The following is a 15,459-nucleotide window of genomic DNA, read 5'->3' as shown; positions in this document are numbered from 1 at the left end:
GGTCAGGCGTCACCGAACTCGGCGAGCACGTCGTGGTGCGGAACCCGCGGCTCGGCGGAGGCGAGTGCCTCCCGCGCGGCGGCGAGGTCGGCTTCGTCCTCCGCCGCTTCGAGCCGTCGGAGGTCTTCCATCGAGACGACGGCGGCGACCGGGCGACCGTGCCTGGTCAGGACGGCGCGTTCGTGGGCGTGCTCGACCCTGGAGACGAGGTCGCCGAGCTGGTCTCTCGCCACGCTGATCGGCATCTCACTCATCCCCAGATAGTACAAAATGGGGAAGCGCGGGGGAAGTCGTCGAATCGACGCGGCGGCCGCTCTCTTTTGCCCACATCGTGGACACCGAAATACGTCGGTGTGCGAGTCGTGTTGACTCCCGGCGTGACGACCGCACAACGCCGCCGTGCCCGCGTCCGCGCCCCCGAGCTGGTGGGCCGCGGGTGGCTCAACACGGGCGACCGCGAACTCAAGCTGGCCGACTTGCGCGGCAAGATCGTCCTGCTCGATTTCTGGTCCTTCTGCTGCATCAACTGCCTCCACGTCCTGGACGAGCTGCGCCCCCTCGAAGCCGAGTTCGCCGACGTCCTCGTCACGATCGGCGTCCACTCGCCCAAGTTCGTCCACGAGGCGGAGTCGGCGGCGCTCGCGGCGGCCGTGGAGCGGTACGAGGTGGAGCACCCCGTGCTGGACGACCCCGAGCTGACGACGTGGCAGAACTACGCGGTCAAGGCGTGGCCGACGCTCGTCCTGGTCGACCCCGAGGGGTACGTGGTGCACGTCGCCGCCGGCGAGGGCCACCTCGACGCGCTGCGCCAGGTCGTCTCCGAGCTCGTCACCGAGCACGACGCCAAGGGCACCCTCCACCGCGGCGACGGCCCGTACGTCGCCCCGCCGCCACCGGCCACCGAACTCCGTTTCCCCGCCAAGGCCATCCTGACCAGGGACAACACCCTCCTGGTCAGCGACTCGGCGCACCACGGCCTGGTCGAGCTGGAGACCGACGGCGAGACCGTCATCCGCCGCATCGGCACCGGCGAGCGCGGCCGCCGCGACGGCCTCGAACCCACCTTCTCCGAACCCGCGGGCCTCGCGCTCCTCCCCGAGGACGTCGCCGCGCGGGTCGGCTACGACGTCGTCGTCGCGGACACCGTCAACCACCTCCTGCGCGGCCTGCGCCTGGACACCGGCGAGGTCACCACGATCGCGGGCACGGGCGAGCAGTGGCGCGACGGCGCCACGGACGGCCCGGCCGACGAGATCCACCTCACCAGCCCGTGGGACGTCACCTGGTGGGAACCCGTGGGCGGCGTCGCCATCGCGCTCGCCGGCAACCACACGCTCGGCCTGTTCAAGCCCGTCGAACGCCGCCTCGAGCGCCTCGCCGGCACCACCGTCGAGGGCCTGCACGACGGCCCGGCCGACCAGGCGTTCTTCGCCCAGACGTCCGGCCTCGCCGCCGACGGCGACCGGCTCTGGCTGGTCGACAGCGAGACGTCCGCCCTGCGGTGGCTGGACGCCGACCGCACCGTCCACACCGCCGTCGGCAAGGGCCTGTTCGACTTCGGCCACCGCGACGGGCCGGCCGACCAGGCGTTGTTCCAGCACCCGCTGGGCGTGACCGTCCTGCCGGACGGCCAGGTCGCCGTCGCCGACACCTACAACGGCGCCATCCGCCGCTACGACCCGGCGACCGGCGAGGTGTCCACGCTGGTCACCGACGTCGCCGAGCCGTCCGACGCGGTCCTCGTGGACGGCGAGCTGGTCGTCGTCGCCTCCGCCGCGCACCGGCTGGAACGCCCCGTCGCGCCCGGCGCGCGCCTGGTCAGCGGCGACGCCCACCAGGTGCGCCGCCCGCCGTCGGTGATCGCGCCCGGAGAGGTGGAGCTGGCCGTCGTCTTCACCCCGCCGACCGGCCAGAAGCTGGACGACCGGTTCGGGCCGTCGACCCGGCTGGAGGTCACCAGCTCGCCGCCGGAACTGCTGGTCGAGGGCGCGGGCGTGGGCACGGACCTGGTGCGCGTGCTGCGCGTCGCCGACGGCATCGCGGAGGGCGTGCTCCACGTCGTCGCGCAGGCCGCCAGCTGCACGGACGACCCGGCCGTCGAGCACCCGGTGTGCAAGCTGGCGCGACAGGACTGGGGCGTCCCGATCCGCGTGGTGGCCGGCGGTCCACACCGGCTACCCCTGATGATGGGTGGTCTCGACGAGGGCATCTAGACTCTGCTGGTGCCCGATGTCAAGCTCCAGATCCAGATGCTCCACGACCGCGTGATGGTGCGGATCTCGCCGGAGGACGGCGAACGTCGCAGCAGCGGTGGCATCGTGATCCCGGCGACGGCCCAGATGGCGAAGCGCCTGGCCTGGGGCGACGTGCTGGGCGTGGGCACGAACGTGCGGCACGTCAAGGTCGGTGACCGCGTGCTGTTCAACCCGGAGGACCAGTTCGAGGTCGAAGTGCACGGGCAGACCTACCTGGTGATGCGGGAACGGGACGTGCACGCCACCGCGACCGAGCAGACGGACCACGGGACCGGCCTTTACCTGTGATCCGCCCGACCGTGATCGACGCGTGACGACGGCCGGGTAATCGTGACGCGGTCGGGTAAGCAGTCCCAGGACCTTGCGAGAGGCAAGAGGGGGAGCGGTGCCGGAGAACCAGCGACCGGAGTACGACGCTGAGCGGACCACGGCCATGGAGCCGGTCCGCCCGTCGGGCACCGCCTCTGAGCGCACGACGAAGATCCCGGCGAGTTCGCTCAACGAGGCGGCGTGGCCCCAGGAGGAGCCGGACGGCGAGCCCGAGGCGGCGACCGTCCGGAACGTCCCGCACCCGTCGAACGGGTCCCAGGACCCGCCGCGGAACGGTCAGCAGAACCCGCCCGCGAACGGTCAGCAGAACGCCACCGGGAACGCGCCGCAGAACGCCCAGTCGGACGCCACCCAGTACGTCCGGCCCGACGCGCGGCAGGACGCGACGCAGTACGTCCAGCAGGACGCCACGCAGCACCTCCCGCAGGACGCGTCCCAGCAGCCCACGCAGCACGTCCCCCAGCCCGGCACCCCGCCGCGGGGCGTCCCCCAGCCGGGCACCCCGCCGCAGGGCATCCCGCAGCCGGGCACCCCGCCGCGCGGCATCGACGCGACCAGGGCGATCACCACCCCGCCCGGCGGCTTCGACCGGCCGTCCCCGGCGGAGGCCACCACGGTGTTCGCCGCGCCGGTGACCCCGCCGGAGCCCGACGCCACCGTCTACGGCCCGGTGATGGTCGACAACACCACCGAGGCCGACGAGGCCGACGCTCGCCGCAAGCGCTTGCGCAAGGGCGGTCTGATCGCCGCCGCCGTGTTCGGCGTGCTGGTCGTCCTCTACGGCCTGGACATCCTCATCTCCGGCGGCGACGTGCCCCGCGGCGTGACGGTCGCGGGCGTGGCCGTCGGCGGCCTGAGCCACGCCGAGGCAGAGCAGAAGCTCCGCGACGAGATCGGCCCCCGCCTGGCGGCGCCGGTGAAGGCGCGCGCCGGCGACGTCGAGACCGAGATCGACCCGAAGGCGGCCGGCCTGGAGCTGGACTGGGCCGCCACGCTGGACCGCGCGGGCAGCCAGCCGCTGTCCCCGATCACCCGCGTGACGTCGTTCTTCACGTCCCGCGAGGTCGGTTTCGCCACGCGCACCGACACGGCCAAGCTGTCCGCCGCGCTGGAGGGCCTGCGCGCCCAGACCGACCACGAGCCGGCCGAGGGCGCCATCCGCTTCGAGGGCGCCACGCCGATCGCCGTCGACCCGAGGCAGGGCCAGAAGCTCGACGTGGCCGCCGCGTCGGAGAAGGTGCTCGCGGACTGGGCGGACGGCGGCACGGTCGAGCTGCCGGTCGCCACCACCCCGGTCAAGACGACCAAGGAGAGCGTGCAGAAGGCGCTGGACGAGGTCGCCAAGCCCGCCACCGCCGCGCCGCTGATCGTGCAGGGCGAGGGCAAGGACGCGACGCTCACGCCCGAGCAGCTGGCCACCGTGCTGGTGTTCGAGCCCGCCGACGACGGCAGCCTGACCGCGAAGGTCGACAACGCGAAGCTCGTCGAGCACGCCGGTCCGCAGCTGAAGGACACGGAGAAGGAGGGCAAGGACGCCCAGATCGTGTTCGAGGGCGGCCGGCCGGTCGTGAAGGAGTCCGTCGACGGCCGCGGCATCGACTGGGACAAGTCCCTGACCACCGTGCTCGACGTGCTGAAGCGCGACAACGACCGCGCGATCAAGGCCGAGTACAAGCACACGCCCGCGAAGGTGACCACCGAGCAGGCGAACAAGATGGGCATCAAGGAGGTCATCGGCGAGTTCCAGACCGGTGGCTTCGTGCCCGCGTCCGGCACGAACATCCGCGTGGTGGCCGAGAAGGTCAACGGCGCGATCGTGAAGCCGGGCGAGACGTTCAGCCTCAACGCCCACACCGGCCCCCGCGGCACCGCCCAGGGCTACGTCGAGGCGGGCATCATCGAGGACGGCATCCCCGGCAAGGCGGTCGGCGGCGGCATCTCGCAGTTCGCCACGACGCTGTACAACGCGGCGTACCACGCGGGCATGAAGGACGCCGGGCACAAGGAGCACAGCTACTGGATCTCGCGGTACCCGAAGGGGCGCGAGGCCACCGTGTTCATGGACGGCGCCGGCAACAGCCTGATCGACATCAAGTTCACCAACCCGGACGAGACCGGGGTGGCGATCCAGACGATCTGGACCCCGTCCTCGATCAAGATCGTGCTGTGGGGCACCAAGAACTACGACGTGACCGGCTCGACCAGCGCTGAGTTCAACCACACCCAGCCGCAGGAGAAGAAGGTCAACAGCCCCGACTGCAAGGAGAGCCCCGGCGCGCCGGGCTTCTCGGTGACGGACACCCGCACCATCACGGACCGCCGCACGGGCCAGTCGCGGCAGGAGAGCCGGACCGTCCGGTACGACCCGCAGTACAAGATCATCTGCGAGAAGCCGCCGGGCGGCTGAGCAGGTCCGGCCCGCGCGGCCGGGGGTTCGCGGTGGCCACGACCGGGTATCACCCGATCGTGGCTACCACTGGTGAGGTGCGGAGACATCCGGCCGTGCAGGTGCTCGGACGGGCCGGGATGGTCTGTTACGGGCTCGTCCACGTGCTGCTGGCGGCGTTGACCGCGCAAGTCGTCCTGGGTGACAGCGGGGAGCGGACCGACCAGAAGGGCGCCGTCTCGGCCCTCGCCCAGACGTCGGTCGGCCCGATCCTGCTGTGGGTGCTGGCGCTGGGCCTGTTCGCGTTCGCGGGCTGGCAGCTCACCATGGCCGTCTCCGGCTACGGGTGGGTGACCAAGAAGCGCAAGCGCGTGTACCGCAAGTGCGGCTCGGTCGGCCGCGCCGTCACGGGGATCGTCATCGGCATCGCGGCGATCGGCTACGCCACCGGGTCGTCGCAGAGCAACTCGACCGAGCAGTCCCAGACGTGGACGGCGCGCGTGCTCGCGCTGCCGTTCGGCCAGGTCCTCGTGGGCGCGGTGGCGTTGTTCGTGATCGGCCTCGGCGTGGCGGTGGCCCGCAAGGGCGTGAAGAAGTCGTTCGAGGACGACCTCGACATGTCCGACCTGCCCCCGGCGACGCGCGGCTGGGTCGAGCGCCTCGGCCGGATCGGGTGGATCGGGAAGGGCGCGTCGTACGTGCTCATCGGCATCCTGGTCGGGTTCGCGGCGATCAACGCCGACCCGTCCGAGTCCGGCGGGATGGACAAGGCGCTGCACACGTTGGCGGCGCAGCCGTACGGGCTGTTCGCGCTGGCCGTGATCGCGATCGGCTTCCTGGGCTTCGGCGCCTACTGCTTCGCCGCCGCCAAGGCGCACAAGGGCTGAGCACGCCGGAGGGCGGCACCCGTGCTGGGGCGCCGCCCTCCGGCGTGTCCGTCGTGCTTGAAGCGTTCGCAACCGCCCCGAACGACGCTCAGCACGCCGTCCCTCAGCACGCGTCGGTCAGAACGACGCCTCGTCCACGTCCATCAGCGCGTTGTCCGTCGCCTCGGCGATCTTGCGGCGCGCGGTCAGCTCCGGCAGCACGGACTTCGCGAAGAACGACGCCACCGCGACCTTGCCCTCGTAGAACGCCTTGTCCTTGGCCGACACCTGGCCGTCGAGCTTGCCCAGCGCCACGTCGGCCTGGCGCAGCAGCAGCCAGCCCACCAGCACGTCGCCCGCGGTCATGAGGAGGCGGACGGTGTTCTGGCCGACCTTGTACAGGTTGCGGACGTCCTCCTGCGAGCTGGTCAGGAAGCCGACCATCGCGCCGAGCATGCCCTGGAGGTCTTCGAGCGCCTGCTTGAGCAGCGCCCGCTCCTCCTTCAGGCGACCGTTGCCGCCCTCGTTGTCGAGGAACTTCTGGATCTCCCCGTTGAGGAAGCCGAGCGCCTGGCCCTTGTCGCGGATGATCTTCCGGAAGAAGAAGTCCAGCGACTGGATGGCCGTGGTGCCCTCGTACAGCGAGTCGATCTTGGAGTCCCGGATGTACTGCTCGATCGGGTACTCCTGCAGGAAGCCCGAACCGCCCAGGACCTGCAACGACTGCGCCAGCTGCTCGTACGCGCGCTCCGAGCCGACGCCCTTGACGATCGGCAGCAGCAGGTCGTTGACCTTCTCCGCCAGCTCCTTGTCCGGGCCGCCCAGGGCGATCTTGTCCTGCTGCGTCGCGGTGTACAGGTAGACCGCGCGCAGGCCCTCGGCGTACGCCTTCTGCAGCATCAGCAGGCGGCGCACGTCCGGGTGGTTCGTGATGGTGACGCGCGGCGCGGTCTTGTCCGTCATCCGGGTCAGGTCGGCGCTCTGCACCCGCTCCTTGGCGTACGCCAGGGCGTTGAGGTAGCCGGTCGACAGGGTGCCGATGGCCTTGGTGCCGACCATCATCCGGGCGTACTCGATGACCTGGAACATCTGCGCGATGCCGTCGTGCACCTCGCCCAGCAGCCAGCCCTTGGCGGGCACGCCGTGCTGACCGAACGTCAGCTCGCACGTCGTGGACACCTTGAGGCCCATCTTGTGCTCGACGTTGGTGACGAAGGCGCCGTTGCGCTCGCCGGTCGACTCGCCGGTCTCAGGGTCGAAGTGCCACTTCGGCACGAGGAAGAGCGACAGGCCCTTGGTGCCGGGCTTCGCCTCGATGCCGGGGCCCTCGGGGCGGGCCAGCACCAGGTGCATGATGTTCTCGGTCATGTCCTGGTCGGCGGAGGTGATGAACCGCTTCACGCCGTCGATGTGCCAGGTGCCGTCGTCCTGGAGCGTGGCCTTGGTGCGGCCCGCGCCGACGTCGGAACCGGCGTCCGGCTCGGTCAGCACCATCGTGGCGCCCCAGCCGCGCTCGATCATGATCTCGGCCCAGCGCTTCTGCTGCTCGGTGCCGTTCTTGTGGACGACCGAGGCGAAGTTCGGGCCGGCCAGGTACATGTAGATGGCCGGGTTCGCGCCCAGGATCAGCTCGGAGGCCGCCCACTGGACCGAGGGCGGGATGCCGAAGCCGCCCAGCTCGTTGGGCAGCGAGAGGCGGTACCACTCGCCGTCCCACACCGCCTGGTAGGACTTCTTGAACGACTCCGGCAGCGTGGCCGAGTGCGTCTTCGGGTCGAAGACGGGCGGGTTGCGGTCGGCGTCGGCGAAGGACTCCGCCAGCGGCCCGACCGCCAGGTTGTTGAGCTCGGCAAGCACGCCGCGCGCGGTGTCCTCGTCGGACTGCTCGAACGGCCCCGTGCCGAGGTGGTCCTGCACGTTGAAGACCTCGAAGAGGTTGAACTCGAGATCCCGGACGTTGCTCTTGTAGTGACCCATCTCGTCGCTCACTCCATGCTGGTCGGGGCGGTCCCCTACTGACCGGTAACAACAGGGTATTACCTGTCAGTAACCTCGGCAAGGCCGACCGACGCGGTGTGGCGAACCAGACGGGTCACGCGCGGGCCGCGCCGCTGGCCAGGAGCCCGGCCTGGTAGGCGAGCGACACGGCGTGTGTTCGGTCCCGCGCACGCAGCTTGCGCAGGATGTTCTTCACGTGGGTGCGCACGGTCTCGACCGAGACGTACAACTCGTTCGCCACCGCCTGGTTCTCCAGGCCGTCCGCGATGAGCTGGAGCACCTCGTACTCCCGCCGCGACAGCGACCGCCGCGAGCCCGCCTCCGCCGCGGGCGTGAACCCGGCGGCCAGCGGCGCCAGCGTCGGGTCCAGGTACGTCCGGTCGACGTGCGTGCGGGAGATGGCCTGGAGGACCTCGCCGATCTCGCCGGCCCGCGGCACGAGCCCGCGCACGCCGCACGACAGGGCCGTGCGCACGAACTTCGCGGTCCGGTGCGGCTCCCGCACGAGGGAGATCACGACCAGTGTCGGATCGCCGCCGGTCAGCAGGGTGGCCAGGTGGCCCTGCGGGTCGAGCATCGAATCGACCAGCAGCACGTCGGGGCGCAGCCGCTCGTGCATCCGCACCGCGGTGTGCAGGTGACCGGTGGCGCCCAGCCAGTGCATGGCGGGCGTGCGCCGCACCACGGCGGCCAGTCCCTCGCGGAACAGGGGCACGGGGTCGACCAGCGCCACCCCGGGGCCGGGGGGACGCCGCTCCGAGCCGACCACGGGCGGACGCGGGTTGAGGACGGTTCGCATGCCGGTGCGACCTCGCGGCCGACCAGCCATGACGCGATTCGGCCGCACTACTTTCCGTATATCAGCGGCTTCAGCGTTCACGTTTCTGAACAACAGTCACGAATGTGACTCAATGAACGCCCGCGACCTTCCGCCGGCGGCAACAGCCTCGTAAGACCTACGTCACACACCCATGTGGGACGCCGCGCACCGCCGCCCCGTAACACGCGCTGCCACCCGTGGGCCGAGCACTCGTGGAGGCCTCATGGACACCCTCGACTGGGTCGTCGTCGGCGGGTACTTCTTCGTGATGGTGGCCATCGGCTACTGGTCACGCGGGCGGATCAAGAACATCGCCGACTTCTTCACCGCGGGCGGCAGGATGCCCTGGTGGCTGTCCGGCATCTCGCACCACATGTCGGGCTACAGCGCGGTCATGTTCGTGGCCTTCGCCGCCGAGGCCTACCGCCTCGGCCTCACCGTCTACATCTGGTGGGCGCTGACGATCGGCCTCGGCGTCGGCATCGGCGCGTTCCTCTGGGCCGGCGCGTGGAACCGGCTGCGCTCCAAGCACGGCGTCAAGTCGCCGCTGGAGTACCTGGCCCGCCGCTACAACGTGCCGACGCAGCAGATCATGGCGTGGGCGGGCGCGGCGCTGAAGGTCGTGGACATCGCCGCCAAGTGGGTCGCGGTCTCGCTGCTGCTCCAGGGCTTCGCGGGCGTCCCCATCTGGCTCGGCATCACGATCGTCGGCGTCGTCACGATGGTCTACTCGGTGATGGGCGGCCTGTGGGCCGACGCGCTGACCGACTTCGGCCAGTTCATCATCCAGGGCCTCGCGGGCATCGCCATGTTCGTCGCGGTCGCCGCGCACTTCGGCGGCCTCGACTTCATGTGGAAGATCTGGGACCAGCTGCCCGAGTCGCACTCCGACCCGCTGTCCGGCCAGTACACGCTGATCTTCTTCATGGCGCTGTTCCTGATCAAGACGCTGGAGTACAACGGCGGCATGTGGAACCTGGCGCAGCGCTACATGGCCGCGCCGTCCGGGGCCGCGGCCAAGCGGTCCGCGTTGCTGTCCAGCGTGCTGTGGCTGGTCTGGCCGCTGATCCTGTTCTTCCCGATGTGGGCGGCGCCGCTGATCGTGCCGGGCATGGAGGGCAACGCCGAGCAGGCCTACGTCGAGATGGGCAAGCTCATGCTGCCCGCGGGCATGATCGGCCTGGTGCTGGCCGGGTTCTTCTCGCACACCATGGCGATGGTGTCGTCGGACGCCAACGTGATCTCCGCGGTCATCACCCGGGACATGCTGCCCAGGCTGTGGAAGGGCGTGACGCGGCTCAGCGAGCCCGCGCAGCTGCAGCTGGCGCGGATCACGACGTTCGCGTTCATCGGGCTGAGCATGACGATCGCGTTGACCGCCGACACGAAGGGGTTCGTGCTCAAGGTCGTGATCGCCCTCGTGGCGGCGACGATGGGCCCGATCGCGATCCCGCTGATGCTCGGCATGCTGCCGTGGTTCAAGAAGGTCGGCCCGACCGCCGCGACCAGCTCGGTGATCGGCGGACTCGGCACGTGGGCCGTCCTGTACGTGATGCAGCAGAACAAGGTCGAGTTCGTCACCCAGGCCGTGATCGTGTCCTGGCCGCTGCTGGTGTCGCTGCTGCTCTACCTGGTGGTCGGCCTGCTCATCAAGCCCGAGCCGTCCGAGGAGCGGGCGGCGCTGGTCGACTCGCTGCGGGCCGACCCGGAGGAGGAGAAGGTGTCCGCCCGGGCCTGACGGTGTGCCGCGTTCCCGCGGGGAACGGTCATCCCCGCTGTGCGGGTGCGCCTCGCGCCCGCACAGCGGGGTGACGGGCAACCGGCGACCGCGGGGCGGGTAAAGCGGTTGCCGCCGCTCCTGCGGTCGAGGGGTGGACCAGGAGATCCGGGACTTCTACGCGCGGGGCTTCGAGCGGGAACGGCTGCGCGGCGGCAACGGGCGGCTGGAGCTCCTGCGGACGCAGGAGGTCGTGCGGCGGTTCCTCGCGCCGCGCAGCCGGGTGCTGGACGTCGGCGGCGCGACCGGCGTGCACGCGGAGTGGCTGGCGGCGGACGGGCACGACGTGCTCGTGGTGGACCCCGTGCCGTCGCACGTGGAGGCCGCCGCGGCGCTGCCCGGTGTGTCGGCCGTCGTCGGCGACGCCCGCGACCTGCCCGACGACGGCCCGTTCGACGTGGTGCTGCTGCTGGGGCCGCTCTACCACCTGCTGGAGCGCGACGACCGGGTGCGGGCGTGGCGGGAGGCGTCACGCGTGCTGCGGCCGGGCGGGGTGGTGGCGGGCGCCGTGATCGGCCGGCTCGCGGCGCTGCACGACGGGCTGCGCAAGGAGTTCCCGCTCGACACGCGCTACCGGGCGCTCGTGGAGCACTCGATGGCGACCGGCGAGCACCTGCCGCCGGCGGACACGCCCTGGTTCACCACCGCGTACTTCCACCGTCCCGAGGAGGCGGCCGACGAGGCGCGCGCGGCCGGGCTGGACGTCGTCGGGACGTTCGGGTTGGAGGGCGCCGCGTGGATGCTGCCCAACGCCGACCTCGACGCCCTCTACGACGACCCGGTGCGCTTCGAGTACCTGATGTGGTCGTTGCGCGAGACCGAGTCGGAGCCGTCCGTGCTGGGTGCTTCGGCTCACCTGATCGCCGTGGCGGCCAAGCCGTGACGTAGTGTGGGCACTAATGATTAGTGCACAAAACGTCGAGGACCCGCTGGCCCTGGAACGGCAGGTCTGCTTCGCGTTGTCCATCGCGTCCAGGAACGTGGTGGCCCTGTACCGGCCGCTGCTGGAGCCCCTGGGGCTCACCCACCCGCAGTACCTGGTGATGCTCGCCCTCTGGGGCCGCGCGCCGCTGTCGGTGAAGGAGCTGGCCCGCCTGCTCGCGCTGGAGCCCGCCACCCTGTCGCCGCTGCTGAAGCGGCTGGAGGCGATCGGGTACGTCACCCGGTCGCGGGACGCGGCCGACGAGCGCCAACTCGCCGTCACGCTGACCGCGACCGGTGCGGCGCTGCGCGAGCGGGCGCTGGCGATCCCGCCCGCCGTGGTCGAGAAGCTGGGCATGTCGCTGGACGAGCTGCGCGACCTGCACTCCGTGCTCACCAGGGTCATCGCCGCGTCGGAGCGGACGTGAGCGGGCGGCCCGGCCCGCACTTGCGGCTCTGGTACCTGCTCGGCGGCAGGCTCCCCCAGCGCCACCGCGAGTGGGTGTTCCGGCAGGCGACCAAGCCGACGTGGCTGGCGTGGTTCACCGTGCGGATGTTCCTCCAGGTGCTCCCGCTGACCGTGGCCATCACCCTGGCCCTCGTGCTCGGTCTCGGCTCGCCGCTGCCCCTGGCCATCGCGTGCGGCTCGCTGGGGCTGGTCGTGGGCGTGTACTTCGGGGTGTCGTACGCGATCGAGAGCACCGACCACCGGATGACGAAGTACGGCTACCCGGCGGGCGCGGCGGCGGCCGTGCGCAAGGAGCGGACCAAGCGCGACCAGGAGCGCTACGCGCAGGTGTGGCGCGCGGACCGTGCGGCGGAAAACGACTCCTGACCTCCACGTCCGATGTCGTAGCGTCGGCCGGCGTGGAGTGGCAGAGAGCGGTGGCCGCGGCGTTCGGCCTCGGTGACGTGGTCGAGCCGTGGACGCCGGTGGCGGGCGGGCGGTCGCACCTGATGTGGCGGCTGCGCACGTCCCGGGGCACGTGGGCGGTCAAGCGGCTGAACCGGTCGCACGAGGACTGGTGGATGCGCGACTACCGCGTGGCGGCCGCGATCCAGCTCGACGCGTGGGCGAAGGGCTTCCCCATGCCGCGCCCCGTGCACCCGCTCGAACCGGTCGCGCCCCTGCTGGCGACGTGCGGGTAGGTGACGAGGTGGCCGGCTACCTGGTGCACGAGTGGCACGACGGCGCCCCGTTGACGACGGACGCGGCGGACGTGGCCGAGTGGGTCGGCGCCACCCTCGCGTCCCTCCACCGCCTCCCTGCCGCCGGCCCGCCCGAAGGGCGACCCCACCCCGTGTCGGAGTGGCGGGAGTGGCTGGACGAGGCGCCGAACGACTTCACCGACGCCGTGCGGGCGTACCTGCCGGACATCGCCGAGGCGGGGCGGATCGCGGTCGAGACCGCCGACCTGACGCCCGTCGCCACGCACCGGGACGTCAAGCCGGACAACGTCCTCCGCACCGCCGCGGGCCCGCTGCTCGTCGACTGGGACGGCGCCGGCCCGGACCGCGCGGAGTGGGAGATCACCCGAGCCGCCCTCTACTTCAGCCACCTGGGCGAAGACCAAGCCGCCTTCACCACCGTCCTCGACGCGTACGAGGCAGCAGGCGGCCACCGTCCTCCTGCGTCCCCCACAGCCTTCGCGGGCCTGCTCCGCACCTACCTCGGAGGCGCCGCCTGGATGGTGTGGCGGGCCCTGGGCCACCGCCCGGTGACGCCCGCCGAACGGGCGGCGGCACACACCCACGCCCTGGAACTGCTGGCCGACCTGCGCACGTCCCTGACCAACCTCCCCACCTGGACGTCCCGCCTGCGCTGACCCCCGTGCCGCGAACGCGACGAAGGCCCAGGTCGACGCGACCTGGGCCTTCGTGGTGGAGCGGGTGACGGGAATCGAACCCGCCTCTACAGCTTGGGAAGCTGTCGTTCTACCAATGAACTACACCCGCGTGGTGCGTGCCCGATCATACACAAGCCGGTGGCCGCGCGGCCGGGTGCTGTCACCTAGGCTGTGCGGGTGCTGCTCAGTGACCGCGATCTGCGCAAAGAGGTCGACTCCGGCCGGTTGGTGCTGGAGCCGTTCGACGACGTCATGGTGCAGCCGTCCAGCATCGACGTCCGCCTCGACCGGTTCTTCCGGGTCTTCAACAACACCCGGTACACCCACATCGACCCCGCCATGCAGCAGGACGACCTCACCTCGCTGGTCGAGCCGGCCGACGACGAGCCGTTCGTCCTGCACCCCGGGGAGTTCGTGCTCGGCTCGACGTTCGAGCTGGTCACCCTCCCGGACGACCTGGCGGGACGGTTGGAGGGCAAGTCGTCGCTGGGACGCCTCGGCCTCCTCACCCACTCGACGGCCGGCTTCATCGACCCCGGCTTCTCCGGCCACATCACGCTGGAGCTGTCGAACGTCGCCAACCTGCCGATCACCCTCTGGCCCGGCATGAAGATCGGCCAGCTCTGCCTGTTCCGGCTGAGCAGCGCCGCGGAGTTCCCGTACGGCTCGACGCAGGCGGGCTCCCGCTACCAGGGGCAGCGCGGGCCGACGCCGTCGCGCGCCCACCTGAACTTCCACCGCACGGACACCCGCCGCTAGAGCTCCAGGTCCCCGTACCGGGCCAGCACGCGCGACCGCAGCTCCGGATCGGTCCGCGGCACGGGTTCGAGGAACACCTCGTCCAGGTCGGGGTGCGCGGCGCGCAGTTCGGCGTCGATCCGCACGCACGCCCGCTCCAGGTCGGCGGCCCCGAGCGCGTCGTCGAAGTCGAGCCGCGCGCACACCAGCACCCGGTCCGTGCCGACCGCCATCGTCAGCAGGTCCACCACCTGCTCCACCTCGGGCGCGGCCCGCAGGTCGGACCACACCGCCCGCACCAGCACCGGGTCGGCCTGCCTGCCGATGAGCAACCCCCGGTTGGTCGACGCCAACGTGTACGCGGCGAACGCGAGCAGCACCCCGATCGCCAACGACGCCACGCCGTCCCACACCGACGACCCGGTCACGTGGTGCAGCCCGAGCCCGCCGAACGCGAGCAGCAGCCCGACCAGCGCGGCCGAGTCCTCCAGGAACACCGTCTTCACGGTCGGGTCGTCCGACATCCGCAGGAACGCGGCCACCGTCCGCCCCTCGGCCCGCGCACCCCGCCGCACCTGCCGCGCGGCCTGCGTCCACGACACCGACTCCAGCGCGAACGCGATGGCCAGCACGACGTACCCGACGACGGGGTTGCCCTGCTCCTCCGGCGCGCCGAACACGGTCCGGAAGCCCTCGTAGAGCGCGAACACCGCACCGGACACGAAGATCGACACGGCGGCGAGCAGCGACCAGAAGTAGCGGTCCTTGCCGTACCCGAACGGGTGCCTGCGGTCGGCGGGCCGGGTCGAGCGCCGCAGCGCCGTCAGCAACAGGGCCTCGGTGAACGTGTCGGCGACCGAGTGCCCGGCCTCCGCCATCATCGCCGCCGAGCCGGTGATCACGCCGGCGATCGCCTTCATGACCGCGATGGCCAGGTTCACCGCCAGGGCGAGGAGAACGGTGAGCGTGCTCTCGCCGCCCTTCGACGGGTCAGGTGCCATGCCCCGACGTTAGGCCGCACGGCCGGGACCCGCCCGGCGTCGTCGTGTCTCACCCGATCGGAGCACTGCCACCGCTAGCCTGCCGCATGGGCATTTTGGTGCACGTACTGCTGACGGCGCTGGCGGTCTGGGTCGCCACGCTCGTCCCGGGCATCGACCTGGAGGGCGGGTCGACGCCCGCGAAGATCGGCACGCTGATCGGTGTCGCGCTGCTCTTCGGTCTGGTCAACGCCGTGGTGAAGCCGCTGGTGAAGTTCTTCGGCTGCCTGTTCTACCTGGTCACGCTCGGCTTGATCGGCCTGGTCGTGAACGCGCTGTTGTTCTGGCTCACGGGCTGGCTGGCGGGCGAGCTGGGCCTGCCGTTCGAGGTGAGCGGCTTCTGGCCCGCGTTCTTCGGCGCGATCATCGTGGCCCTGACGAGCTGGGTGCTGAACCTCGTCTACGACCGCGTCACCGACCGCGACTGACGAACGACGACGCCCCTCGGTCCGAAGAGGACCGAGGGGCGTCGTGCGTCCAC

At 71.2% G+C, this 15,459-nt stretch carries 16 protein-coding genes and 1 tRNA gene; 12 read left to right on the top strand and 5 right to left on the bottom strand.

The genetic code is table 11. The features are described 5' to 3' along the window. Positions 1–2: 2 nt before the first annotated feature. The gene (locus tag ACFQ3T_RS01780) at positions 3–254 is read right to left on the bottom strand and encodes a type II toxin-antitoxin system Phd/YefM family antitoxin (RefSeq protein ID WP_380718972.1); all 252 of its coding nucleotides are present in this window, start codon (positions 252–254) and stop codon (positions 3–5) included. A 123-nt stretch (positions 255–377) separates the two neighbouring features. On the opposite strand from ACFQ3T_RS01780, the gene ACFQ3T_RS01775 reads away from it, so the two are divergent. From ACFQ3T_RS01775 to ACFQ3T_RS01760, 4 genes are all read left to right on the top strand, one after another. Next, on the top strand, positions 378–2,213 hold the full coding sequence (locus ACFQ3T_RS01775) for an NHL domain-containing thioredoxin family protein (protein ID WP_380718970.1): 1,836 nt from the start codon (positions 378–380) through the stop codon (positions 2,211–2,213). Positions 2,214–2,249: 36 nt separating this feature from the next. Continuing rightward, positions 2,250–2,543: a GroES family chaperonin gene (locus ACFQ3T_RS01770; RefSeq protein ID WP_380719034.1), complete on the top strand. Its 294-nt coding sequence runs from the start codon at positions 2,250–2,252 to the stop codon at positions 2,541–2,543. 715 nt (positions 2,544–3,258) lie between these two features. After that, positions 3,259–4,992: a VanW family protein gene (locus ACFQ3T_RS01765; protein ID WP_447009994.1), complete on the top strand. Its 1,734-nt coding sequence runs from the start codon at positions 3,259–3,261 to the stop codon at positions 4,990–4,992. 77 nt (positions 4,993–5,069) lie between these two features. After that, positions 5,070–5,858, top strand: coding sequence for a DUF1206 domain-containing protein (locus tag ACFQ3T_RS01760; RefSeq protein WP_380718966.1), 789 nt, complete (start codon positions 5,070–5,072; stop codon positions 5,856–5,858). 117 nt (positions 5,859–5,975) lie between these two features. Here the strand turns inward: ACFQ3T_RS01760 and ACFQ3T_RS01755 are convergent, their stop codons facing one another. Next, positions 5,976–7,814, bottom strand: a complete 1,839-nt coding sequence (locus ACFQ3T_RS01755; protein WP_380719032.1) for an acyl-CoA dehydrogenase — start codon at positions 7,812–7,814, stop codon at positions 5,976–5,978. A gap of 115 nt (positions 7,815–7,929) precedes the next feature. Next, the gene (locus ACFQ3T_RS01750; protein ID WP_380718964.1) at positions 7,930–8,634 is read right to left on the bottom strand and encodes a response regulator transcription factor; all 705 of its coding nucleotides are present in this window, start codon (positions 8,632–8,634) and stop codon (positions 7,930–7,932) included. 244 nt (positions 8,635–8,878) lie between these two features. On the opposite strand from ACFQ3T_RS01750, the gene ACFQ3T_RS01745 reads away from it, so the two are divergent. The 6 genes from ACFQ3T_RS01745 to ACFQ3T_RS01720 all read left to right on the top strand — a co-directional run bounded on the left by ACFQ3T_RS01745 (position 8,879) and on the right by ACFQ3T_RS01720 (position 13,179). Next, on the top strand, positions 8,879–10,393 hold the full coding sequence (locus ACFQ3T_RS01745; protein ID WP_380718961.1) for a sodium:solute symporter family protein: 1,515 nt from the start codon (positions 8,879–8,881) through the stop codon (positions 10,391–10,393). A gap of 133 nt (positions 10,394–10,526) precedes the next feature. Next, a complete protein-coding gene (locus ACFQ3T_RS01740; protein ID WP_380718959.1) occupies positions 10,527–11,315 on the top strand; it encodes a class I SAM-dependent methyltransferase in 789 nt (262 codons plus the stop codon). Between the two features lie 16 nt (positions 11,316–11,331). After that, positions 11,332–11,781: a MarR family winged helix-turn-helix transcriptional regulator gene (locus ACFQ3T_RS01735; protein WP_380718957.1), complete on the top strand. Its 450-nt coding sequence runs from the start codon at positions 11,332–11,334 to the stop codon at positions 11,779–11,781. Continuing rightward, complete coding sequence (locus ACFQ3T_RS01730; RefSeq protein ID WP_380718954.1) at positions 11,778–12,188, top strand: DUF5313 family protein; 411 nt, start codon at positions 11,778–11,780, stop codon at positions 12,186–12,188. The genes ACFQ3T_RS01735 and ACFQ3T_RS01730 overlap by 4 nt, the downstream gene beginning before the upstream one ends. Positions 12,189–12,220: 32 nt before the next feature. After that, positions 12,221–12,502 (top strand): hypothetical protein, encoded by a 282-nt coding sequence (locus ACFQ3T_RS01725; RefSeq protein WP_380718952.1) that lies wholly within the window; start codon positions 12,221–12,223, stop codon positions 12,500–12,502. Next, positions 12,424–13,179, top strand: a complete 756-nt coding sequence (locus ACFQ3T_RS01720) for a phosphotransferase (RefSeq protein ID WP_380718950.1) — start codon at positions 12,424–12,426, stop codon at positions 13,177–13,179. The genes ACFQ3T_RS01725 and ACFQ3T_RS01720 overlap by 79 nt, the downstream gene beginning before the upstream one ends. A 56-nt stretch (positions 13,180–13,235) precedes the next feature. Here the strand turns inward: ACFQ3T_RS01720 and ACFQ3T_RS01715 are convergent. After that, positions 13,236–13,309 (bottom strand) — tRNA-Gly (locus ACFQ3T_RS01715). A 68-nt stretch (positions 13,310–13,377) separates the two neighbouring features. Between ACFQ3T_RS01715 and dcd the strand changes: the two genes are divergently transcribed. After that, a complete protein-coding gene (gene dcd / locus ACFQ3T_RS01710; RefSeq protein ID WP_380718948.1) occupies positions 13,378–13,959 on the top strand; it encodes a dCTP deaminase in 582 nt (193 codons plus the stop codon). Here the strand turns inward: dcd and ACFQ3T_RS01705 are convergent. Next, complete coding sequence (locus ACFQ3T_RS01705; RefSeq protein ID WP_380718946.1) at positions 13,956–14,939, bottom strand: cation diffusion facilitator family transporter; 984 nt, start codon at positions 14,937–14,939, stop codon at positions 13,956–13,958. The genes dcd and ACFQ3T_RS01705 overlap by 4 nt on opposite strands. Before the next feature lie 98 nt (positions 14,940–15,037). Here ACFQ3T_RS01705 and ACFQ3T_RS01700 point away from each other — a divergent pair, with 98 nt between their 5' ends. After that, positions 15,038–15,406, top strand: a complete 369-nt coding sequence (locus tag ACFQ3T_RS01700) for a phage holin family protein (RefSeq protein ID WP_380718944.1) — start codon at positions 15,038–15,040, stop codon at positions 15,404–15,406. Positions 15,407–15,459: the final 53 nt, after the last annotated feature.

It is taken from the genome of Saccharothrix hoggarensis (genome assembly GCF_042678885.1).
In the GTDB taxonomy this organism is placed as follows: domain Bacteria; phylum Actinomycetota; class Actinomycetes; order Mycobacteriales; family Pseudonocardiaceae; genus Actinosynnema; species Actinosynnema hoggarensis.
Note: the sequence above shows the minus strand (reverse complement) of the source record. Positions and strands in the feature narration are given on the sequence as shown.